Source organism: Sphaerisporangium perillae (assembly GCF_023276435.1).
GTDB classification, from domain to species: domain Bacteria; phylum Actinomycetota; class Actinomycetes; order Streptosporangiales; family Streptosporangiaceae; genus Sphaerisporangium; species Sphaerisporangium perillae.
In genome coordinates, this window is record NZ_JALLPO010000029.1 from 13,437 (window position 1) to 35,830 (window position 22,394).

At 71.8% G+C, this 22,394-nt stretch carries 20 protein-coding genes; 11 read left to right on the forward strand and 9 right to left on the reverse strand.

Annotated features, from left to right (window positions below; genetic code table 11):
- Positions 1-267: 267 nt before the first annotated feature.
- The 3 genes from MYF83_RS26770 to MYF83_RS26780 form a co-directional block, all read right to left on the reverse strand.
- Complete coding sequence (locus tag MYF83_RS26770; protein ID WP_248963472.1) at positions 268-1,485, reverse strand: glycoside hydrolase family protein; 1,218 nt, start codon at positions 1,483-1,485, stop codon at positions 268-270.
- Between the two features lie 37 nt (positions 1,486-1,522).
- Entirely contained in the window at positions 1,523-4,999 is a 3,477-nt protein-coding gene (locus MYF83_RS26775) for a DUF4153 domain-containing protein (RefSeq protein ID WP_248963473.1), read from the reverse strand.
- A gap of 119 nt (positions 5,000-5,118) precedes the next feature.
- The gene (locus tag MYF83_RS26780) at positions 5,119-5,802 is read right to left on the reverse strand and encodes a response regulator transcription factor (RefSeq protein WP_248963474.1); all 684 of its coding nucleotides are present in this window, start codon (positions 5,800-5,802) and stop codon (positions 5,119-5,121) included.
- An 82-nt stretch (positions 5,803-5,884) separates the two neighbouring features.
- Here MYF83_RS26780 and MYF83_RS26785 point away from each other — a divergent pair, with 82 nt between their 5' ends.
- Positions 5,885-6,775, forward strand: a complete 891-nt coding sequence (locus MYF83_RS26785) for an arylamine N-acetyltransferase family protein (protein ID WP_248963475.1) — start codon at positions 5,885-5,887, stop codon at positions 6,773-6,775.
- Here the strand turns inward: MYF83_RS26785 and MYF83_RS44475 are convergent.
- From MYF83_RS44475 to MYF83_RS26795, 3 genes are all read right to left on the reverse strand, one after another.
- Positions 6,657-6,989, reverse strand: a complete 333-nt coding sequence (locus tag MYF83_RS44475; RefSeq protein ID WP_372500251.1) for a WbqC family protein — start codon at positions 6,987-6,989, stop codon at positions 6,657-6,659. The genes MYF83_RS26785 and MYF83_RS44475 overlap by 119 nt on opposite strands.
- Positions 6,990-7,010: 21 nt before the next feature.
- A complete protein-coding gene (locus tag MYF83_RS26790) occupies positions 7,011-7,679 on the reverse strand; it encodes a YdcF family protein (RefSeq protein WP_248963476.1) in 669 nt (222 codons plus the stop codon).
- A gap of 61 nt (positions 7,680-7,740) precedes the next feature.
- Complete coding sequence (locus MYF83_RS26795; RefSeq protein WP_248963477.1) at positions 7,741-8,802, reverse strand: winged helix-turn-helix transcriptional regulator; 1,062 nt, start codon at positions 8,800-8,802, stop codon at positions 7,741-7,743.
- A 286-nt stretch (positions 8,803-9,088) separates the two neighbouring features.
- Between MYF83_RS26795 and MYF83_RS26800 the strand changes: the two genes are divergently transcribed.
- A complete protein-coding gene (locus MYF83_RS26800; protein WP_248963478.1) occupies positions 9,089-10,033 on the forward strand; it encodes an LLM class F420-dependent oxidoreductase in 945 nt (314 codons plus the stop codon).
- A gap of 97 nt (positions 10,034-10,130) precedes the next feature.
- A complete protein-coding gene (locus tag MYF83_RS26805; protein ID WP_248963479.1) occupies positions 10,131-10,322 on the forward strand; it encodes a tail-anchor membrane protein in 192 nt (63 codons plus the stop codon).
- 140 nt (positions 10,323-10,462) lie between these two features.
- Here the strand turns inward: MYF83_RS26805 and MYF83_RS26810 are convergent, their stop codons facing one another.
- On the reverse strand, positions 10,463-10,774 hold the full coding sequence (locus MYF83_RS26810) for a DUF3817 domain-containing protein (protein WP_248963480.1): 312 nt from the start codon (positions 10,772-10,774) through the stop codon (positions 10,463-10,465).
- A 58-nt stretch (positions 10,775-10,832) separates the two neighbouring features.
- Positions 10,833-11,774 (reverse strand): SURF1 family protein, encoded by a 942-nt coding sequence (locus tag MYF83_RS26815; RefSeq protein WP_248963481.1) that lies wholly within the window; start codon positions 11,772-11,774, stop codon positions 10,833-10,835.
- A 143-nt stretch (positions 11,775-11,917) separates the two neighbouring features.
- Here MYF83_RS26815 and MYF83_RS26820 point away from each other — a divergent pair, with 143 nt between their 5' ends.
- Positions 11,918-12,088, forward strand: coding sequence for a hypothetical protein (locus MYF83_RS26820; protein WP_248963482.1), 171 nt, complete (start codon positions 11,918-11,920; stop codon positions 12,086-12,088).
- A gap of 137 nt (positions 12,089-12,225) precedes the next feature.
- Positions 12,226-13,689: a flavin-containing monooxygenase gene (locus tag MYF83_RS26825; RefSeq protein ID WP_248963483.1), complete on the forward strand. Its 1,464-nt coding sequence runs from the start codon at positions 12,226-12,228 to the stop codon at positions 13,687-13,689.
- Between the two features lie 308 nt (positions 13,690-13,997).
- Here MYF83_RS26825 and MYF83_RS26830 read toward each other — a convergent pair whose 3' ends face one another.
- Positions 13,998-15,899 carry a gamma-glutamyltransferase family protein gene (locus tag MYF83_RS26830; RefSeq protein WP_248963484.1) on the reverse strand — a complete coding sequence of 634 codons (1,902 nt, stop codon included), beginning with the start codon at positions 15,897-15,899 and terminating at the stop codon, positions 13,998-14,000.
- Between the two features lie 242 nt (positions 15,900-16,141).
- Here MYF83_RS26830 and MYF83_RS26835 point away from each other — a divergent pair, with 242 nt between their 5' ends.
- The 6 genes from MYF83_RS26835 to MYF83_RS26860 all read left to right on the forward strand — a co-directional run bounded on the left by MYF83_RS26835 (position 16,142) and on the right by MYF83_RS26860 (position 22,292).
- Complete coding sequence (locus MYF83_RS26835; protein ID WP_248963485.1) at positions 16,142-17,302, forward strand: sensor histidine kinase; 1,161 nt, start codon at positions 16,142-16,144, stop codon at positions 17,300-17,302.
- Positions 17,299-17,946, forward strand: coding sequence for a response regulator (locus MYF83_RS26840; protein WP_248963486.1), 648 nt, complete (start codon positions 17,299-17,301; stop codon positions 17,944-17,946). Before MYF83_RS26835 ends, MYF83_RS26840 begins: the two co-directional genes overlap by 4 nt.
- 302 nt (positions 17,947-18,248) lie before the next feature.
- Positions 18,249-18,857, forward strand: coding sequence for an HD domain-containing protein (locus MYF83_RS26845; protein ID WP_248963487.1), 609 nt, complete (start codon positions 18,249-18,251; stop codon positions 18,855-18,857).
- A gap of 215 nt (positions 18,858-19,072) precedes the next feature.
- On the forward strand, positions 19,073-19,351 hold the full coding sequence (locus MYF83_RS26850; RefSeq protein WP_248963488.1) for an SHOCT domain-containing protein: 279 nt from the start codon (positions 19,073-19,075) through the stop codon (positions 19,349-19,351).
- Between the two features lie 204 nt (positions 19,352-19,555).
- On the forward strand, positions 19,556-20,767 hold the full coding sequence (locus MYF83_RS26855; RefSeq protein ID WP_248963489.1) for a sulfite exporter TauE/SafE family protein: 1,212 nt from the start codon (positions 19,556-19,558) through the stop codon (positions 20,765-20,767).
- Positions 20,768-20,849: 82 nt separating this feature from the next.
- On the forward strand, positions 20,850-22,292 hold the full coding sequence (locus tag MYF83_RS26860) for an SEL1-like repeat protein (protein ID WP_248963490.1): 1,443 nt from the start codon (positions 20,850-20,852) through the stop codon (positions 22,290-22,292).
- Positions 22,293-22,394 lie beyond the last annotated feature (102 nt).

The window sequence follows — 22,394 nt, forward strand, 5'->3', positions numbered from 1 at the left end:
TCCGTACCGCGGGCTCGATGGCCGTTCGAGGCCCGCACAACGCTGGGAACCTGATGTTCGCGTCGACGTAACGTGCTTGTAACGCTCTCAGCGCCGCTGACGCTAGATGGGTCGACAACCCGTGTCAACAGCAAGAAAATGTTTCTTCAAGATCCTGAGAGCGCTCTCCCGCGTACAGCTGGGAAGACCTTGTGCGACGCCGCGCGAAGGGGTGTCCCGGGCCACGGCGAACGCCGCGCCGATCTTGTACGGGGTGCCGGTCGTGCCTCAGCCGTCGCGGCCGAGAGCCCCGGGGATCCGGTCCAGCACGCTGTACGGAAACAGGCCATAGGCGGAGAAGTCGACCGCGTCACCGCCGGCGGCCCGCACCGCGCGGACCTTCGCGGCGAGCCGGTCCTCGGAGTCGGTGTCAGGCCGGCCGGGCCGCAGCACCACCCGCAACTCCCGGTCGTTGCCGACCGAGCGACGGTAGGCGCCCACGTCGTCGGCCACCCGCGCGGCGTCCCGGGCATAGGCGAGCACGCCGAAGGACGGCACGAGGTCGCCGAGCGCGACCAGGTCGACGCCGAGCTGCCAGGCGTCGTGCGCCGCGAGCCCGGCCGGGGGCAGCCCATCGGCGTAGCCCTTGTGGTGCCCGGTGCCGTCCAGGAAGGTCAGCTTGGAACCCTCGGCGGCCACCGCCGAGGACACCTCGCTGACCAGCGAGGTCACCGTCTCGGAGCGGGCGCGCGCGTACGCCACCACCTCCGGGCCGGCATAGGCGGTGAGCGCGGCCCGCGTCACCTCGCCCTGCGCCGGCGGGTCGCCGTCGAGCACCCCGCCGACGATGCGGGCGCACTCCTCGCGCGCCACCTCGGCCTTGACCCCGAGGTCGGCCGCACGGCGCATGCACCACGAGCAGAAGCACAGCGAGAAGAGGTACTCGTCCATCGGGCCGAGCGGGACGAAGCACCTCTCCTGCTGGTAGCCCTGCGCGAACGCCCCGAAGTGCAGGGACTCGGCGACCACGCTGTCCACGCCCTGCCGGGCGACCGACCTGGCCAGCGCGACCGCGTACAGGCGGACGTCGGGATGGGCCGGGCACAGCGCCGCGGGGAAGCCGCGCCCGCCGAAGCAGTCGTTCACGGTCACGTCGGGGTTGGCCAGCCCGAGGGTGAGGTCGTGCAGGAACACCGTCCAGCCGTGCAGAGCCATGCCGCGCTCGGCCGTGGCCGCGCGCAGCGCCGCGATCGGCTCCTCCTCGGCCCCCGGCTGCACGGGCGGGGTCAGCCGCAGGCCGGTGAACAGGTCGGCGGGCGGCGGGAAGTGGACCCCGTCGGAACGGATGGTCACCCGCGAGGCGCCGTGCGGGGTGACATCACGGGCGCCCTGGCAGGCGGCGGCGACCGTCACCTCGCGCAGGCCGTACCCGGCGATCCGGTCGAGGACCCGGCCCATGCCCTCGTCGCGCACGTCCTCCACAAAGACGTATACCGAACCGTGCAACGCAGCCGTGCCTTTCGAGGTGCCCGCTGTGAATGACCTATGTCCCAGGCGACCCTATATCCTCACACCTCGGCTGGGACGGCAGCAGCGGAGGCCGGGCATCGAGCAGATCACGCGCCCGCTGCCGGGGAAGGTTCCACCCGTTCCAGGGCTCGGGCACGTCCAGCCGCGCTACGGCCGACATCTGGGCCAGCAGGCAGCTGCGCGCGGGCTCGGGCAGCCGTTCCACCGCGGGCACCGCCTCGGCCCCGAGATCGCTGAGGTACCCCACGTCCAGCGGGCGGGAGACGCGCATGGCCAGCTGCGACTCGGCGACCCGCAGGTCGGGGTTCCAGACGGAGAACGCCACCAGCGACAGCCCCGTGACCAGCACCGCCGTACGCGGCAGCCAGCCCGCGCCGCGCCCGGCCAGCCGCATGCCTCCCGCGACCAGCACCAGCGCGAACACCGCCGCCAGCCACCAGATGCTCGCGCCCACCGAGGCCCGCAGCCGGGACAGGCCGTAGGCGTCGATGTACAGCCCGAGGCGGTGCAGCGCCGAGGCCAGGATCACCAGGGTCAGCGCGCACAGCATGCCGAGCAGCCCGGCCAGCGCCACGCGCTCCCGGCCGGCCGGGGCCAGCACCGCGGTCGCCACGGCGACGAGGCCCAGCACGAACAGGCTCACCGTGACCAGCTCGAAGAACCCCGACCGGGCGTACTCGGCGTAGGTCAACCCGGCCGTCTCGACCACTTTGCGGTTGCCACCGAACAGAGTGGTGATCTGCACGACGACGAACGCCGCGAACAGCAGGTCCAGGGCCGCCAGCGGAATGATCCACAGGGTACGGCTCACCTGCCCGCGCATCCGGCGGGCCGCCGGCTCGACCACCGGACGCAGGGCGACGAGCGTCGCCGCCCCGACCAGCGCGGCGAACACCACGAACAGGAACAGGCGGAACGGCACCGACCCGGCCCAGGCGGGGGCGGTGAACAGGTGCTCGACGAACGAGGCGAAGACGGCGTCGGCCGAGGCGAACAGCACCCCGAAGAGGAGGACGAGCACGACGGCCAGGCTCAGGCCGGCCAGCACGGGCGCCAGGGATCGCCGCCGGTTCACGCCCTTGAGCGGCGCGAGGAGGAACCACGGCAGGGGGAAGACGGCCAGGACCACCGAGAGCCCTCCCCTGATCACACCCAGCCAGCCCCGGCCGCCGCCGGACACCGCGAGCGCCGCGAACCCGAAACCGGCGAGCAGCATGGGGGCGACCAGCCATTCCGCGTCCCTGAACAGGGCGACCGCCACCAGCGCGTACGCCAGCAGGCCGAACGCGACCGTCCACGGGGTGAGGCGGTGACGCGCCCAAGGAAGCACGGCGGCCCCGGCGGCGACGGCCACGAGCACGATGCCCAGCCCTGCTCGGGCGTACGGCAGCGCGATCGCCGCCAGCAACCCCACCGCGGCGGCGAGCAGCAGCAGCCGCGGCGGCGTCTCGGGAAGCTCAGGCCGCGGGAACAGCGGCGGCGCCACGTAGTCGGACGGCGCCTGTCCCATCCCAGACGCGGCCATCCCAGGTGTCGTGGCCATCCCAGGAGGGACGCCCATACCCGGTGACGAGGCCATACCTGAAGGGGCGTCCATCGCCGACGTGGCCATGCTGGGAGCGGCGCCCATCTGCGGCTGCCGGGCCACCGGCGCCGAGGCGGGCACGGGCGCCGAGGCATGGACGGGCGCCGAGGCGGGCACGGGCGCGTACGCCGGCCCTGTCCCGGAACGCGCGCCGCTTGATGCGAGAGCGCCGCCCAGCACGGCGCCGACGGCGATGAACAGCAGGAGCGCCGCCAGCGCGAACGTGCCGTTGAAGAACAAGCCCACGAACACGGCCGCGAACAGCCCCATGGCCAGCCCGCACAGCAGCCCAAGCCCGGCACCGATCAGGGCCTTCGGCGATGCCTGCGACGCTCCCGGGTGGCCCGCGACGAGGCGGCCGTCCGGGACCATGGCCGCAGGTGCGCGCGGCGCCTGTCGCTCCTGGGACGCCTGCGGCAAATTCGTCCCTTCCGTCGTTCGCGGGACCGCTAGGCCGCCCAGATCCTGCGGCGCGCTCGCCGGCTGGGTGATGCCGGGGCCCTGTGACCCGCCGGCCTGAGGGATGCCGGTGCCCTGCGGCGCACTCGCCACTTGGGGGACGCCACCAGGGCCCGGCAGCGCACTCGCCGCCTGGGGGATGCCCCTGTCCAGCCGCTCAAGCGCGTCCGAACGCTCAAGTGCATCCGAGCGCTCAAGTGTGTCCGAATGCCCAGGTGCGTCCAGGCCCTCCGGTTTCCGCCGGCCCTCCCGTACGTCCGAGATGTCCGACGGGTCGGATGTCCCGGAACCGCTCGCTCCCACCGGGGGGGTCGACGCCTCCACGCCGGACGCGCTCTCGGCAAGAACGGCGGCGCTTCCGGCGGGCACCGGATCGGTCTCGGCGCCAGCCCTCTCCAGGGCCGGTAGCGGCTCCAGAGCCGGTAACGGCTCGTCGGGCGCGTCGCTCATGATGGTGATCCTTCCTGGCAGGTCGACCACCATGCGGCAGCCGGCCGGAGTGTCGGCGACCCGTATCGAGCCTCCGTGCAGTTCGACGATCTCCTTGACGATGGCCAGGCCCAGGCCCGCGCCGCCCGCGTCGGCCGCGCGTGCGATGTCCAGGCGTGAGAACCGCTCGAACACCCGGGGGCGTTCCGGCCCGGGGATTCCCGGCCCCTGGTCGGTGACGCTGAGCCGTACCCCCGCGCCCTCCGGCCTGGCCTCCAGCCGGACCGAGCCCCCGACCGGGCTGTGCCGGACGCCGTTGTCGAGCAGGTTGGCCAGCACCTGGCCGAGCAGCGCCGGATCCGCGTGGACGCCGAGCCCTGGAGGCACCGCGCTGGACAGGGACACCTCCTCGCGGGCGAGGCCGGCCTCGCGTACGGCCTGGGCGCAGAGCGGTCCGAGCTCGATCGGTTCCGGCTCGATGGGCCGGGCTCCGGAGTCCAGCCGCGACAGGTCCAGCAGCTGCGCCACCAGTCGGCCGAGACGCTCGGTGCGGGCCAGCGCGGTGCTCAACGTGGCCAGGTCGGGCGAGGACACGCCGTCGACGAGGTTCTCCAGCACGGCCTGCAGGCCCGCGATGGGTGTGCGCAACTCGTGGCTGACGTTGGCGACGAGCTCGCGGCGCTGCCGGTCCACCTCGGCCAGATCGGCCGCCATCGCGTTGAAGGCCCGCGCCAGCTCGCCCACCTCGTCGCGGGAGGTGGCCGTGACCCGCATGCCGTACCGGCCCTTGGCGATCGTCTGGGCGGCGGCGGCCATCTCCCGCAGCGGCCCGGTCATCCCGCGCCCGATCAGCTGGACCATGCCGAGGCTCAGGACGGCGGCGAGCCCCATGCGGACCCACGGGACGACGCCGAGCGAGCGGCCGAACTCGTTGAGGGCGAACGCCGTGGCGACCGCGAGCAGGATGACCAGGCCGAGCTTGACCTTGATCCGTCCGAGAAAGTCGAGCGGCCTCACAGCGTGGCCTCCGTGCGGACGCGGGGGGCGGGGTGCCTCATAGCGTGGCCTCCCTACCAACGTGGGCGGCGGACGATCTCACGACGTGATCTCCGTACGGACGTGGGGGGCTGGTGGTCTCACGGTTTGACCAGCGCGTATCCGACGCCGTGGACGGTACGGACGATCCCGGCGCCGAGCTTGCGGCGCAGCGCGCGTACATGACTGTCGACTGTGCGGGTGGCCGCGGCCTCGGAGAAGCCCCAGATGTCGGAGAGCAGCCGTTCCCGCTCGAAGACGTGTCCGGGACGTTCCGCGAGCCGCCGGAGCAGGTCGAACTCCGTGCGGGTCAGCTGGGCCTCCACCCCGCGGACGAAGACCCGGCGCTCGGCGGTGTTGATCTCCACGTCGCCGGCGCGGATGACCGTGTCCTCGTGGGCGAGCTGGGCCGCCCGCTCGACCCTGCGCAGCAGGGCGTGGATCCTGGCCACCAGCTCGCGCATGCTGAACGGCTTGGTGAGGTAGTCATCGGCGCCGACGCCGAGCCCGACGAGCAGGTCGGTCTCCTCGCCGAGGGCGGTCAGCATCAGCACCGGGACCGGGCGCGCGGCCTGCATGCGCCGGCACACCTCGACGCCGTCCAGGCGCGGCAGCAGCCTGTCGAGCACCACCAGATCGGGTTCGGCCCGCGCGTACGCCGCGAGGGCCTCCTCACCGTCCTCGGCGATCCGCACGTCGAAGCCCTCGGCCAGGAGCCGGCTCCGTACGGCGAGGGCGATGGTGCTGTCGTCTTCGACCACGAGGATGCGCCGCTGGTCTGTCACGAACGGAAGCCTAGAACCGACTCGTGCAGAGGATCCGGCCACATATGTGTAGATCTCATGCAGTCCTTGGTTAGCTTGGCGCGTGACGAGATCTCTGGATGTCTCCGCCTATCTTCGCCGCCTCGGGCTGGACGGGCTCGCCGGGCCGCCGAGCGTGGAGTCGCTGGCGCGGTTGCACGCGGCCCACGTCGAGCGGGTGCCGTACGAGTACTTCCACATCTGGCTGGACCAGCCCACCTCGGTGGAACCGCTGGAGTCGGCCGGTCGCATCCTGCGAAGGAGAGGCGGCTACTGCTTTCATCTGAACGGCGCCTTCTCGCTCCTGCTGGCGAACCTCGGATACCAGGTGACCCGGCACGTGGGCGGGGTGCAGGGTTCGGCGAGCGGGCCCGCCGGAGCCACGGGCAACCATCTGGCGCTCACCGTGTCGGGGCTGCCCTCGGCTCGATGCCCGGCCGGGGTGTGGTTCGTCGACCTCGGCCTGGGGGACGCCCTCCACGAGCCGCTCCCGCTGGTCGAGGGCACCTACCGGCAGGGACCGTTCGAGTACCGCCTGCGGCCCTCGGAGGCAGAGCCGGGCGGCTGGCGGTTCGACCACGATCCGCGTGGCGCCTTCCTCGGGATGGATTTCCGTCCTGAGCCGGCGCGGATGTCGGCTTTCACGGCCAAGCATCAGGAGTTGTCGACCTCGCCGGAGTCGAGTTTCCGGCAGGTGCTGTGCGTGCAGCGACGCGACGCCGCCGGGGTCGACAACCTGCGCGGCCTGAACCTGATCCGGCTCGGCTCGGAGGAGGGGACGTCGGTCCTTTCGACCCGTCGTGACTACTTCGAGGCACTGGCCGACATTTTCGGGCTCACCCTGGACGAGGTCCCCCCGGAGCTGAAGGCCGGCCTGTGGAGGCGGCTGAGCGAGGCGCACGAGAAGTGGCTCGCGACCTCGGCGGCCAAGGACCCGGCAGGCACGGGCGGCTGACCGCGGAAGAGCTTGGAGCACCTGATGGCGCGCATGAGCCCGGGACGGTGAGCCCCTGGCGCCGCTGCGGGTCGTTCAGGGGCGCCAGGCGGGCGCGGTGCCGGTAGTCGCGGCGGGTGAACTGGACGTCGTCCAGGACGATCCAGCAGTCCGCCGCGAACACCTTGGCCAGCGTGGTCAGCCGCGGGAAGAGGTTGGCTGGTGGATCGCGCACAGCCCGCCGGGCGGGGGCAGATCAGGGCTTGAGGAGACGGCTGGTGAATCCAGCGGCAAGGAGAGATCCATAAGCGGCATGCACCTCCTCTGGGACGTCCTGGGCGATCGCGAACCCGAGCTTGGAATACTCGATCACCCGCTGCAGGTCGCCGACGAGCATGTCGATGACGAGCCTGTCGTCGCCGATGCTCTTGAGGTAGTCGTCGAACTCCAGCGGTTCTGACGCGCAGATCGCCTCGACCTCGGGCCACAGTTTGCGGGCGGTGGCGAAGGAGCGGCGCTGCATATACGGCTTGGAGATCAGCAGCACCGTGGTGGGTGTGACCCCGGCCGAGGCCAGGACCTCGCGGGAGAAGGTGATGTTCTGGCCGGTGTTGCCCGCGTTGGGCTCCAGCAGGATCGCCGAGTCCGGGACACCGAGTTCGAGGGCGTGCTCGCGAAAGTGCACGGCTTCGCCGCGCGGGAAGCGGGCGGCGGTGGTGGGGCTGTTGCCACCGGTGAACACCAGGACGGGAAAAAGCCCGGCGACATACAACTCGGCGGCAAAGGCCGCGACCCCGAGGTCGTGGCTACCGAGTCCGATCGCGGCGTCGACCGGCCGCATATCGTGGCGCATCTGGTGGTAGTCCCAGATCAGCTTGGCCTGCTCCCGCTGGTCTCCGGTGATGGCCTGCTGGTTGTCCGTCACGCGCATGTCTCCCTGATCACCGTCGCCGAGGGGCGGATGCCCCCCTCTCGCTAGCCGGAAACTACCTGGACACCTCGAAGTGGATCTCGTCGCGCCCCAGCTCGCCGTCGCACGCCCGGCAGAGCAGCACCGGGTGCAGGCGTGCGCCGCAGGGCCCGTGCGTGATGATCAGGCCGGTGTGCTCGGGGGCGGGCAGCTCCCGCTGGGCCCAGTCGGCGAGGAAGGCGAAGACCTCGAAGAAGGCCAGTCCCTTGTCGGTGAGCCGGTAGAGGCGGCAGGAGTCCGCCGCGAGCACCCCGAGGTCGACGAACAGCTTCAGCCGGGTGGCCAGGACGGAAGGCGCGATGCCCAGCTCGTGCTGGAAGTCGACGAACCGCTTGACGCCGAGGAGCGCCGCGGCCAGGACCGCCGTGCTCCAGCGGTCACCGAGGATCTCCATCGAGTGGGGGCAGTAGCCGAGGTAGTCGGTCCTGTCGTCGCCGCGCAGGGTGCGGCGATGGTGGCGCGGCAGGCCGATGCGCGCGATCGACACCTGCGGGCCACGCTCGGTGGAGGTGTCCCTGGCGCTCATCGGCTCCCGGCAGGCTCCGCAGACCAGGTAGGGACGGGCTTCGTGACCACAGGTGTCGTGGATCAGCGTGAGCAGGCCGGGCCGGTCGGCCCAGTCGCGCTCCCAGCCGTGGATGGCGACGAGGAAGGACCACAACCGCAGGCCGGCGCCGGTCAGGCGGTACTCGTAGCGCGTGCGGCCGTCGCGGTAGGCCGCCGGGGTGAAGATGCCGTGCCGGACGAGCTCCTTCAACCGGGCCGCGAGCACGGACTCGGAGATGCCGAGCTCGTCGCGCCACCCGGCGAAGGTGCGGATGCGCAGGAGGAAGGCGCACTCGAGGATCAGCAGGACCCAGCGGTCCCCGAGGATGCCTAGGGCGCGGCCGATGGCGCTGCGTTCGCAGGCGTCCGCCTCGCCCGCCGGGCCATCCTGGGGTGCGTGCCGGGGTACCAGATTTTCCCGGCAATAACCCTTTTCGGTGATATTCCTCGCAGAAATGCCATATTTACTGACATCTTGCCCAGCCTCGGCCGGGCACGCGCCGACCTTGGCCGATAACTCCTTGGTGTCCACCGCGCCAACTCTAAACAGCGCCTCCGGCCTTGAGGACAGCCCGGCGCATTGCTAGCTGGCTTTTTTCACCGTAGCTTCCAGGGATGATCGAGAACCCGGTCGCGGCCGAGAAGGTCAGACGGGCCGGGCTCGGCGTACGAGCGTCGCAACCGGCTGATGAACCTCTCGCTGGACAGTGGTGGAGAACACTTCTCATGGGGTTGACTAAGCGTCTCGCAAAGACGGTGTCGGGGGCGTGCCACGCGAGGCACCATGGGCTCCCCGGGTAATGGCAGGAGCGTTACACATGAGGCTCAGCGTCTCCGTCGGGCTGTGGCAGGACCGCCCGGCCGGCGAGGCGGTGCGGACCGCTCAGATCGCGGACGAGCACGGCTATCCCGAGGTGTGGGTGGGCGAGACGGCGACCTACGACGCCTTCGCGCTGGCCACGGCGATCGGCGCGCGGACTCGCCACGTCGCGCTCACCGTCGGGCCGCTGGCGGTGAGTGTGCGCGATCCCATGACGATCGCGAGGGGAGCCGCCTCCGTCGCGGACCTCACCGGCAGGCAGGTCGGCGTCGCGCTCGGCACGTCCACCCCCCGGATCGTCCAGGACTGGCACGGCCGGTCCAGGGCCGGGGCCGGCGCGGCGCTGCGCGAGGCCGTCCAGGCGCTGCGGCCCCTGCTCGACGGCGAGCGGTCGGAGTTCACCGGCGAGCACGTCGCCAGCAAGGGGTACCGGCTGCGGCTGCCCGCTCCCCGGTCCGAGCTCACGGTCGCCGCCTTCGGCCCGGCGGCGGTCCAGACCGCCGCGCTGGCGGACCGCATGGTGCTCAACCTGCTCACCCCCGCCTCCGCCGCCCGGCTGATCACCGACCTGCGGCTGCTCACCCCCACGACCCGGGTGGCCGCGTGGGTCGCGGCCGCCGTCGACCCCGATCCGGCGGCGATCGAGCAGATCCGCGGGGCCGTGGTGCCCTACGTCGGCGCGCCAGGGTACGGCGAGATGTTCGCCGAGGCCGGCTTCGGGGACGTGGTGGCCTACGCCCGCACCGGGCCGCACCCCCGCGAACTGCTCGCCGCCATCCCCGACGACCTGCTGGAGTCGGTCGCCCTGATCGGCGACTCGGTGGAGATCATGGACCGCCTCGACGCCTACGCGGAGGCGGGCGTGGACGAGGTCGCGCTGGTGCCCGCCAGCACCGACGCCGACCCCTGCGGCGAGGCCACACTCAAGGCCCTCGCCGACTGACCGTCTGCGGAACTCCACCCGCACGGCCACACGTTGAGGGGACGACGCAGAATGGGCGGTGGGGATCCCCCCGCCCGGCGAACAGAAAGGCCCGGCAATGTCGCCACTGTCTAAGTACTACGTGGGCGCGGCAATCGCCTCGATCCTCGCCCTACTCCTGCTGCCGTCGCTGGTGGCCTGGATCCTGGTGATCGCCGTGCTGGCCGGCCCGGTGGCGGTCTACTTCATGCTGGACGAGTCGCAGCGCACCCGGCTGCGCCGGATCCGCCGCCGCCAGATCGGCCGCTGACCACCCCGGTGGCGACCGCGTGACCGGACGGGCCGACCGTCCTGTCACGCGATCACGCCGTTCCCGGCCGTCGCGGTCAACACCCGGCCTCTCGACGGCCGCCGGGGGAAGGCCCGGTTTCGCCGGGCCGATGCCGCTGGTCAGGCGGTGGCGACGGCGATCTGCTCCTGGACCCGCTGGGTCACCTTGCGCTCGATCACGAACGACAGGAACGGGATGGTGCCGGCGAGCAGCACACCAAGGGTGTACGGCCAGGACCAGCGCGCCTTGAGCCCGAGGTTGAGCGCGGTCAGAAGGTACACGGCATAGATGAAGCCGTGCACGGGGCCGACGATGGCGACGGGTGTGGCGTTGTCGAAGCCGTATTTCACGACCATGGCGGCCACGAGGGCGAGCAGCATGCAGCCGACGACGTAAGCCATCACCCGGAAGGGCTTGAGCGCGGATTCCACGACGATCATTACCTCGCTTGCAGAGCGGTCACCACACGATATCCCGGTAGGAGGGTGGTCACTCCTGCGGGGACGCGCCGCCCGGCCGGGGACCGCCACCCAGGGCGTTCGCGGAGACCTCTGCGGCCTCCCCTGGGGCTTCGTCCGGAGCCTCGCCGGTGGCACCGCCATCCGGACCCTCCCGCGGGTCCTTCCCGGTAAAGCCATCCGAATCGTCCTGCGGGGTCTCCCCGGCGCGGGCGGTGCGCAGCGCGTCCCGGACGAAGTGGAACCACATGAACACCGCGAACCCCGCGAAGATCCACCACTGGGCCGCATAGGCGAGGTTGCGCCAGCTGAAGCCGCCGCCCTCGCTGGGCGGGGGAACGTCCACCGGGCGCGCGTCCGGCGTCGCCGAGGCGGGCCGCTCCGCCGCCACCGGCCCGGTGGCGACGACGAAGCCGTCCCGCAGCCGGACGTCACGCCAGACGTTGACCAGCTCGGCGGTCGAGACGGTGGCCACCTGGCCCGCCGGGAGCGGCGAGGTGCGCCGCTTGGCGAAGTCGGTGGGCTCGGAGGGCTGGACCCGTCCGGCCACGGTCACCGTTCCTGCGGGGACGGCCGTCGCGGGGTCGGTGGCGGAGGGAACCCAGCCGCGGACCACCGGCATCCGCGTCCCGTCGGCGAGCAGGAGCGGGGTGAGCAGCCAGTAGCCGCCGTCCTTGACCGCGCCGCCGCCCGACTCCACGGTCGGCGTCCGTTCGGCCACCAGGAGCTGCCGGGACGCGTCGAAGATGCCCCGCGCGGTGACGCGGCGGCTGATGGCCTCGACCGGCACGCGCTCGCCGGCCCGGACCAGGCTGGTCAGCGCGACGGGGGCGGGGTCGAGAATGGCGTGCGGCTTCGCGGAGTCCTCGAACACCCCGAGCTGCCAGCGGCCGAGAAAGGCGAACGAGATCAGCACCGCGATCGTGACCAGGTGAAGGCCCACGAGACGGGGCGACAACAGCGTCCGCAGCATGTGACCACGCTATCCGCCCGGGCCGGTGGTCCCGCCCTCCGGTCCTGTCTCCCCTCGCCGGGATCACGCCCGGGGCCGAGCGCGTAAGGCCGAACTGGCATAAACGACGTCAAGGCACCTTTGAGGTGGCTAAAGTTCCTCCCATGTCGGAACCTCAAATTGATCCTGCGGGCAACACCCAGCAGTTCAAGGCCTTCGCCCAGCGCCAGGAGCCGGAGGCCGCCGCGCCGCAGCGGTCGCGGCTGATCCCCATCATCGCCGTGGTGGCCGCGGTCATCGTGGTCGCCGTGGTGGTCTTCCTGCTCGTCCGGTAAGACCCCGCGCGTAGGTGCCCCGCGCCGTCGGCCGTCCGCCGTCGGCGCTTTCACCGTGCCCGGAATCGGGGCTGGACCACGGAGGCCTCCCCACGCTTCAATTGGATTGACAATCCAATATGGGTGGAGGAGATGGAATGGCGGCCGCAGGTCCCGGTATCACGATCATCGGCTCCGGCTTCGCCGGTCTCTGCATGGCGATCAAGCTCAAGGAGGCCGGGTACCACGACTTCGTCATCCTCGAGAAGGCCGCAGATCTCGGCGGCACCTGGCGGGAGAACACCTACCCCGGATGCGCCTGTGACGTCCCCTCCCCCATGTACTCCTTCTCCTTCGACCTCAACCCCGACTGGTCGCACCTCTTCGCCCCCCGCGAGGAGATCTGGGAGTACATGCGCGCCTGCGCCGCCAAGTACGGGCTCACGCCGCACCTCCGCTTCGGCAAGGAGGTCTGCGGGCTGGAGTACCAGGACGGCGAGCACCGCTGGCGGGTGAACACCGAGGACGGCGAGACGTTCACGACGAACGCGGTCGTCGCCGGCATCGGCGGCCTGCACATCCCCTCCCTGCCCGAGATCCCCGGGCGCGAGGCCTTCGCCGGACGGTCCTTCCACTCCGCCGGCTGGGACCACTCCTATGACCTGACCGGCAAGCGCGTCGCGGTCATCGGCACCGGCGCCTCCGCGATCCAGTTCATACCGAAGATCGCCCCCAAGGTGGAGCGGCTGCACGTCTTCCAGCGGACGGCCCCGTGGATCCAGCCCAAGCCCGACATCTCCCTATCGGCGCGGACGAGGCGGACGCTCCGGGCACTTCCCCTGGCCCGCCGCGCGCTGCGCGACGCGGTCTACTGGCTGCTCGAGACCCGCGCCCTGGGGTTCACGGTCGACCCTCGCCTGATGAAGGCGCACCAGATCGTCGCCGAGCGGCACCTCGCCGCCCAGGTGCCCGACCCGGCGCTACGCGCCAGGCTGACGCCCGACTACACGATCGGCTGCAAGCGCATCCTGCTCTCCGACGACTACTACCCGACCCTCTGCCGCGACAACGTCGAACTGGTCACCGACCACATCACCGAGATCCGCCCGCACTCGATCGTCGACGCCACCGGCCGCGAGCACCCCGTGGACGTCATCATCTACGGGACGGGCTTCAAGGTCACCGAGGCGCTGGCCGAACAGCGGATCGTCGGCAGGAACGGGATGAAGCTCCAGGAGGCCTGGCGGGACGGCATCCAGGCCTACCTCGGCACCGTCACCGCGGGGTTCCCCAACCTGTTCTTCCTGCTCGGCCCGAACACCGGGCTCGGGCACAACTCGGTCGTCTTCATGATCGAGGCCCAGGTGAGGTACATCATGTCCTGCCTGCGCCTGCTCTCGACGACCCGGGCGCGGGCCCTCGACGTCCTGCCCTCGGCCGAGCGGGCGTACAACGACAGGCTCCAGCGGCGGCTGTCGCGCCTCGTCTGGTCCGAAGGCGGCTGCGTCAGCTGGTACCTCGACGACCAGGGCAGGAACCGGACCCTCTGGCCCGGCTTCACCTTCGAATTCTGGGCCCGCACCCGGACCGCCAAACCCACCGCCTACGAACTCATCCCCTGACCCCCACCACCGGACACCCGCCGGCGCAACCACCCCACTGACCCGCCTCCCCGAAACACCCCACCCCACCGCCGGACACCCGCCTCCCCGAAACACCCACCCCACCGCCGGACACCCGCCGGCGCAACCACGCCACTGACCCGCCTCCCTGGAACACCCCACCCCACCGCCGGACACCGTGCTTGTGCATTCGGCGCCGTGACGGCGGGGAGGGGTACGGCGATGCCGGCGCCGCCGTACGGCGGGCAACCGGGCCGGCGTCCGTCAGGGGGACGCCGGCACCGATGTGTGGCCCGGTGGGTGGTTGTTCAGGGCTTGGCGGGGGTTACGACCAAGGCGCTGCCTCCGCCTCTCCTTGACGGCTCGGCGACGGCCTGGATCTTGCCCTTGCCGAGGAACTCGAGGCCGGTGGCCGCGCCGAGCTCGCCGGCCGGCGGGCCGGGGACGGTGGTCAGCGTGTGGCCCAGGGCGGTCAGCTCGGCGCCGTAGCGGTCGATGAACGCCTGCTCCGCCTGGGTCGCGGCGGCGTTCCGCTGGCTCGCCCTCGGCGCCGCCACCGCGTCGGGCAGCGACATGCCGAACTCGTAGCGGTTGACGAGGATCTGCAGCACCGTCGTGATGATCGTCGCGCCGCCCGGCGAGCCGACCGCGAGGACGGGCTTGCCGCTCTTCAGCACGATCGTCGGAGCCATCGACGAGCGGGGCCGCTTGCCGGGAGCCGGGAGGTTGGGGTCACCGGGAGCGGGGCCGAAGGTGAAGTCGGTCAGCTCGTTGTTCAGCAGGAACCCGCGGCCGGGGACGACGATGCCGTTGCCGCCGGTCGACTCGATCGTGATGTTGTACGCCGCGACGTCGCCCCAGCGGTCGGTCACCACCAGGTGGGTGGTCTCCGGCCCCTCCGGCTTCTCCGCCTTGTCGGCGCCGGCCGTCTGGTCGATCTGGCCGGCCTTGTCCGCCGGGACGGCCTCGCCGGTGGCGCCGCCTGCCGGGCTGGGCTTGCCGGTCTCCAGGGACTGCCCCTCGAACTGGCAGCCGCCATAGGAGTCGTCGGGCGAGCCGGGAAGGGCCGGGTGCGGCATCGCGATGTCGCCGATCAGGCAGGCGCGTTCCTTGGCATAGCCCTCCGACAGCAGCCCCTTGAGCGGCACGTCCACGTAGTCGGAATCGCCCACGTATTTGTTGCGGTCGGCGAAGGCCAGCCGGGACGCCTCCAGGTACTCGTGGAGGCCGACCTTGGGCAGCGCCTGCAGGATGTTCAGCGCCTCGCCGACCGTCGAGCCGCCGGAGGACGGCGGCGCCATGCCGTACACCTCCATCCCGCCGTAGTTCACCTTGGTCGGCGGGCGCTCCAGCGCGCGGTAGGCGCGAAGATCGGACAGCTCCATCAGGCCCGGTCGGACGACCCGGGTGGCGCCCGGCCTGACCGGCGGCGCCTTGACCGTGGCCACGACCTCCTCGCCGAGCTTGCCGCCGTACAGCCACTCGCCGCCCCTGCGGCCCAGCTCGCGGTACGTGGCCGCCAGGTCGGGGTTACGGAAGACCGAGCCGACGGGCGGCGGAGCGCCGTTCGGCAGGTACAGGGACGCGGTGGAGGTGAAGTCCGCGAAGCGGGCGGCGTTCTGCGCGGTCTGGTCGTAGAAGGTCTGGTCGACCGTGAAGCCGTTGGTGGCGACGTCGATGGCCGGCTGGAGCGCCTGCTTGAGCGAGATGGTGCCGAAGCGCTGGAGCGCCAGCTCCCACTGGGCCACGCTGCCGGGCACGCCGGCCGACAGTCCGCTGGTCACCGCGTCGTTGAACGGGATCGCGGCGCCGTTCTCCTGGAAGGAGGTCTCGGTCATGGCCTTCGGGGCCTTCTCGCGCCCGTCGATCGTGAAGACCTTGCCGCGCCGGGCGTCGTAGTACACGATGAACCCGCCGCCGGCGAGCCCGGCGGAGTAGGGCTCGGTGACGCCGAGCGTGGCGGCTCCGGCGACCGCCGCGTCCATGGCGTTGCCCCCGCGTTTCAGCACGCCCAAGGCGGCCTTGCTGGCGTCCAGGTCGACGGTCGCGACGGCCCCGCCGTACCCCGTGGCGACGGGCGCCTTGGTGGCGGGCTGTCCAGGCGAGAGACCTTCGGCAGGCGGGGTGGCCTGGGCGTTTCCGGGTGGCGCGATGAGTGCTAAAGAGGCGGCGACCCCGACGAGGGGAACGGTCAGACGGCGAAAGCTCATGGCGGACCTCATTCCTAGATCGCACCAGCATTGACTCACAGCCTCACAACCGCGGTCAATAATGATCAAAACGTACGAGGCGGGCCGTACCGTCACACGCGCGTTGACTGGAGTGCACGGAGCGTAGCGCAAAGTACGGCACAACGGCTCCGCGCCCGCCTCGGCCCGTACGACCGGCACCGTAGGCGGCACTGCCACGCTGGGACGATGCACTGGTCAACGCGCTGACGTAACGTTCTCGGGTGCGCACGAAACGTCCCCATTGGTTCGGCCCCATGCTGCCGCTCATGGTCGCCATGATCCAGGTCTGGGGTTCGGTGAGCGCGCAGAGGGGCCAGGTCGACCCGGCGGACCCCCACACCCGCGTCGTCCTCGACCCGTTGGGCTTCGCGCTGCTGACGGCGGCGCCGCTGGCGCTCGTCATGCGGCGGGCCCACCCGGTGGCGACGCTGTGGTCGGTCACCGCCGCCACCACTTTCTACGTCTACAAGGGCTACGCCTACGGCCCGGTCTTCCTCAGCCCGATCATCGCGATCTTCAACGCCGTGCTGACCGGGCACCGCCGGGCCGCCTACCTCGCGGCGGGCGCCCTGTGGCTGTTCTTCGTCGGCTACGCCATCTGGCTACTCCCGAACCCGCAGGGGTGGTTCCACCACGCGAGCATCGGCGCGATCATCCTGGTCGTGCTGACCGTCTCCGAAGTCGTCCGCGCCCGCCGCGACCAGCGCAGGGAGCGCGACCGGGTGGAGCAGGAGGAGGCCAGGCGGCAGGCCAGCGAGGAGCGCCTGTCCATGGCGCAGGAACTGCACGACGTCCTCGGGCACAGCATCTCCCTCATCCACGTCCAGGCGTCCACGGCGCTGCACCTCATGGACGAGCATCCCGAGCAGGCGCGCACGGCCCTGACGACCATCAAGCAGGCCAGCAAGGACGTGCTGACCGAGATGCGGTCGCTGCTCGGCGTGCTCCGCGACGGCGCTCCGCGCTCCCCCACCGCGGATCTGGGCCAGCTCGACGAGCTCATCGAGCGCAGTGGCCCCGCCGTCGGCATGGAGATCGTCGGTACGCCCCGTCCGCTGCCGCCAGGGGTCGAGCGCGCCGCCTACCGCATCGTCCAGGAGTCGCTCACCAACATCACCAAGCACGCGCCGGGCGCACGGGCCACGGTGACGCTCACCTACGGCCCAGAGCAGCTCTCCATCCGCGTCGACGACAGCGGCGCCACCGTGCCGAGCGCGCTGACCGGCGAAGGCGGCGGCAACGGCATCCCCGGCATGCGCGAGCGCGCCACCGCGCTGGGCGGATCACTGACCGCCGGTCCCCACCGGTCGGGCTTCCGGGTCGAGGCCCGGCTCCCCATCCCGCCGATGGCGGGCACCGAACTCCCCGAGGACACCGATTGATCAAGATACTGCTGGCCGACGACCAGGCCCTCGTACGGGCGGGCTTCCGCGCTCTGCTCGACGCCCAGGACGGCATGACCGTGGTGGCCGAAGCCGGGAACGGGGCCGAGGCCGTCCAGCTCGCCGAGCGGCACGCGCCCGACCTGGTCCTGATGGACATCCGCATGCCCGGCATGGACGGCCTCACCGCCACCCGGCGGATGCCCACCACTGTGAAGGTCATCATCCTGACGACCTTCGAGCTGGACGAGTACGTCTTCGAGGCGCTGCGAGGCGGGGCCAGCGGCTTCCTGGTCAAGGACACCGAACCCGCCGAGCTGATCCAGGCGGTCCGCGTCGTCGCCGCGGGCGAGGCGCTGCTGTCGCCCAGCGTGACCCGGCGGCTGATCGCCGAATACGCCTCCCGGGCCAAGGAACCCCGGCCGACGGCCGGCCTGGACCAGCTCACCGAGCGCGAACGCGAGGTTCTGACGCTGGTCGGCACCGGGATGACCAACGACGAGATCGCCGCCAAGCTGTTCATGGCCCCCGCCACGGCCAAGACCCACGTGAGCCGAGCCATGATGAAGCTCCACGCCCGCGACCGCGCCCAGCTCGTCGTCATCGCCTACGAGTCCGGCCTGGTCAAACCCGGCTGGATCTAACCCAACCACCACCCTCACCCCGCCCCCGAACCCAGCCAGCACACTCACCCCCCGGCCCCGCCCCCGAACCCAGCCAGCACACTCACCCCCTGACCCCGCCCCGGACCGAGCGATCACATACCTCTGCCGGGACGCCCCCTACCTCCCGCCCCCACGGGCCCTCATCTCGGCGCCGGTACGGCGGGTCGAGAAACGGCGAAGACGGCGCCGCCGTACGGCGGGTGAGCGGTGAAGCTCGGCGGAAACCCGTCCGAACTGAGCCCGCCTCGTCCTGGTTCGACCGACACGGGCAGGCTTGGGGCATGAGACTCGACGACATCGTGATCCCCGACAGCCCGGCCGCCCGCGCGGCGCTCGAAGTGGCCACGGCCTACTGCTCCCCCGCCCTCCTGAACCACTCCGTGCGCTCCTACCTCTGGGCCGCCTCCTACGCCGAGCCGAACGGCATCGGCTTCGACGCGGAGCTGCTCTACGTCTCGGCGCTGCTGCACGACATCGGCCTGGTCAAGGAGTTCGACAGCCACACGGTGCCGTTCGAGGAGGCCGGCGGCCACGTCGCCTGGGTGTTCGGCGCGGCGGCCGGCTGGCCGGCCGAACGGCGCACCCGCGCTTCCGAGGTGATCGTGCGCCACATGTGGGACCGCGTGGACGTCACCGAGGACCCCGAAGGGCACCTGCTAGAGCTGGCGACCGGCCTGGACATCTCCGGACGGCGGCCCGAAGCCTGGCCCGCCGCGCTGCGCGCCGAGGTGCTCGGACGGCTGCCGCGTCTGGACCTGGGCAAGGAGTTCACCGCGTGCTTCCAGGACCAGGCCGAGCGCAAGCCCGGCAGCACCGCGGGCCAGGCGGTCGGCAGCGGGATCGCCGGCCGCATCGCCGCCAACCCCCTGGAGGCCGCCGAACAGGCCTGACCGCGAGCGTGCGCACCTCCGTGGAAGGGAGCCGCGAGCTGAGTGAGGTACACCCCTGGGAGCGGGCCGAGCACGAGCGGACGTACGACGGCGGACGTAGGGCCGGCCGGGCGAGGGCCCTCGGGCGCGGTACCGCGGGACGCGCCTCTGGGGCGATGGCAGGCGGGCGCGGGCGGAGCAGTGTTGAAGGCATCCGAACGAGTGAGGAGAAGCAGATGCCTTACGCACATTGGGCTCCCGGGCCGTGGTGGCCGATCATCCCGCTCTTCTGGGCGCTGTTCTGGGTGACCCTGGTGGTGATGGTCTTCCGGGCCCGCGGCCGCGGCTGGGGGCCGTTCGCCGGCGCGAGCGCCGGCCCTCCGTGGGCGGGCCGTGCCACCGCCTCCCCCACCGCGTCGGCCGAGAAGATCCTGGCCGAGCGGTACGCCAAGGGAGAACTGAGCGACGAGGAGTACTTCGAGCGCATCTCGGTGCTCAAGGGAGGCTCGGCGTAGAGACACCGTCGTACGAGGGTTAGCGAACTGTCACTGGCCGTCACCGAAACCGTCGGTTACCTTCCGCAAGGGACCTCTTACGGAGGAGGATCGCGTGGATCCACGGTCACGACCGCCCGGAACCTCACGGGAGAGAGCCAGAGCATCGTCGGCGATGGTCGCAGGGGCCGCGGAGCCTGCCGGAGTCCCATCGGCCTGCCGAGCGTGACCCCGGCCGCCCTCTTCGCCGCAGGCCTCCTGGCGGGTCTCGTCGCGGGTACCGCGTCCTGCACGGCGGTGCAGGGCGGCCTGCTGATCGACCTCGCCCGCCGCCCTGCCCGCTCGGACCCGGCGGAGGCCCGCACAAGCGGTTCGCCGGGGTCCGCGGCTGTGGTGGCGGCGTTCATCGGAGGGCGCCTGGCGTCGCACACGCTGGCGGGCGCGCTGCTCGGCCTGCTCGGCGACGCCGTGCGGCTTCCGCCGCCCGCGCGGGCGGTGCTGCTCATGGGGGCCGGCACCGCCGTGATCGTCTTCGCGGTACGGGTCGCCAGGAACGCCGGCGCCCGGCCCGCGTGCTCCCCGGGCCACGACTGCACGGCCTCAGCCGGCGCACCGCCGGGTACGGACGCGGGGCGAACCCCAGAACCTCGGGGCACGGCGATGGAGGAAGACGCGCCGACAAGGCCCGGAGTGATGGTGAGGCTATGGGGGATGCCGCGACCGGAGGGCCGAAGAGCGGCGCGGTCGTGGGTGTGGGGAGTGGCGCGGCCGAGTGTGCTGGGAGCGGTGACGGTCCTGATCCCCTGCGGGGTGACGCTGAGCACCGAGGCCGTGGCCGTCTCGACCGGGTCCTGGCTCGGGGGCGCGGCCGTCATGGCCGGCTTCGTCACCGGCACCGCTCCGGGGTTCGCACTGCTCGGCCTGCTGGTCCGCCGGGTCGCCACCAGGAGGCTCGCGACCCTCGCCGCGGCGGGAGCATTGCTGGCCGGTGCGGTGACCGTCGTCGCCGGGCTGCGCCTCGGCGGCTGGGCACCGGATGTGGGCGGGTCCAAAGGTGCGGGCGACCAGGCGGCGGCCGCCGTCTCCGGAGCCGCGGCCTCGGCTCTGGTGATCCGCCCGGACGGCACGCAGGTCCTCACCATCTGGTCGACGGACCGCGGCTACCGTCCAGGCGTCGCCGCCATCGAGGCGGGACGGCCCACGGAGATCGTCTTTCGCACCAGCGAGAACCATGGATGCACGCGGGCGCTGACCATTCAGGGACAGGACATCACGCTTCCGGTGACCGGGCAGCAGACCGTACGGCTCGCGCCGCAACCCTCGGGGAGGCTCCGTTACGTCTGCGGAATGGGGATGTATGTCGGATTTATCGACATAAACAAACCACTATCTTCCGGCGTCCAGGCCGTGTCAACAGACATGCATCAGGGAGGTTAGGCGGGTCAAACGCGTTCCGCCGGACGGCAAGAAGCTGTCGATTATGTTCCATGTCTTTGGATCACGTGCGACTCTTTCCCCCATGACGTGGTGGCATGGTGAACCGGAGGCGGCCGTCGCGGGCCCCGTCGTGCCGATGCCCCGCGCGTCCCAGCCCCCGCTTCACGAGCCGGGCGAGCCCAGCGAGGCCGAACTGCTGGGCGCCGCGCAGGCCGGTGACGCCGGGGCGGCCCACCGGCTCGGCCGCCTGTACGCCCAGCGCGGCGACCGGTCGGCGGCACGCCACTGGTGGGAGCGGGCCGCCGGAGCCGGGAACATCGACAGCGCCTACAACCTCGGCATCTGGCACGAGAAACACGGCAGCCTCGACGAGGCGATCACCTGGTACGAGCTGGCGGCCGGAGCGGGAGACGCCGAGGCCGCCGTCAACCTGGCCACCCTGCTGCTGGAGCAGCGCGGAGACGTCGGCGGCGCGCGCCAGTGGTTCGAGACCGCCGCCGGCGCCGGTTCGCGGCCGGCTGCCCGACGCCTGGCCCTGCTCTGCGAGGACGTCGGCGACATCGTGGCGGCCCGCGACTGGCATCATCGCGCGGCCTCGGCCGGAGACCTCGCCTCCGCGCACGACCTCGCCTTCATGAACTACGCCTCCGGCGACGAGGCGCAGGCACGCGGATGGTGGGAGTACGCGGCCCGCGGCGGGCATGCCGACGCCGCGTACTACCTGGGGAGGCTGCTGCACGCCGACCGTGACCCGGAGGGCGCGGAGGCGCTGTACCGCCTGGCCGCCAAGGTCGACCATCCGGGAGCGGCCTCCCAGCTCGGCAGGCTGGCCCTGGCACGCCGCGACCTGCGCACCGCGCGCGCGTGGTTCGAGCGGGCCGCGCATCTCGGCAGGGTCGAGGACCAGCGCATGGCCGGGTTCGTCTGCGTCGAGCTGGAGGACCCGCGTGCGGCGAGCCACTGGTTCGGACGGGCGGCCGCCAGCGGCGATCCCGAGGCCGCCTACAACTTCGGGTTGCTTCTCATCGCCGAGCACAACGACCTGCGAGGCGGGCAGCACTGGCTCCGCCAGGCCGCCATGCACGGGCACCACGGCGCGGCGGCGGAGCTCGGCACGCTGCGGTCGGTCATCGGGGGCCAGAGCGGCCAGAGCGCGGAGTCGGCGCAATGGCCGGCCGACCAGGCGGCCCCGCTGTGGGACCGCCCCGTCGAGCCGGAGCTGCTGGCCCGTGCCGAGCTCGCCGTCGCGGCGGCGGGCAGACGCGGCGGCACCGTGCTGCGCCTGGCCGACCTCACCGAGATCCTCGGCACCTGGGACCTGCTCACCCGCCGGCTGCGCGAACCCGTCGACGTGGTGACCTGGCTGACCGACCAGAGCGGCCTGCACGCCGGCGCGGTGGAGCACCTCGGCTCGGTGCGGACGACGTTGCTCCGCCCCGGCACCGCCCCCTGGCCGACCCCGGCCGAGGTCGAGCACGTCCTCGCGACCTCCCGCCAACTCCGCAAACGCCTCGGCCTCACCTGAGCCGTCACCGGCACCCGCCGTACAGCGGCGCCGGCTTCACCGCGCCTCATCCCACCGACGCGGCGCCGGGATGGGACAACCTGACAGCCGGTAGAGACAACG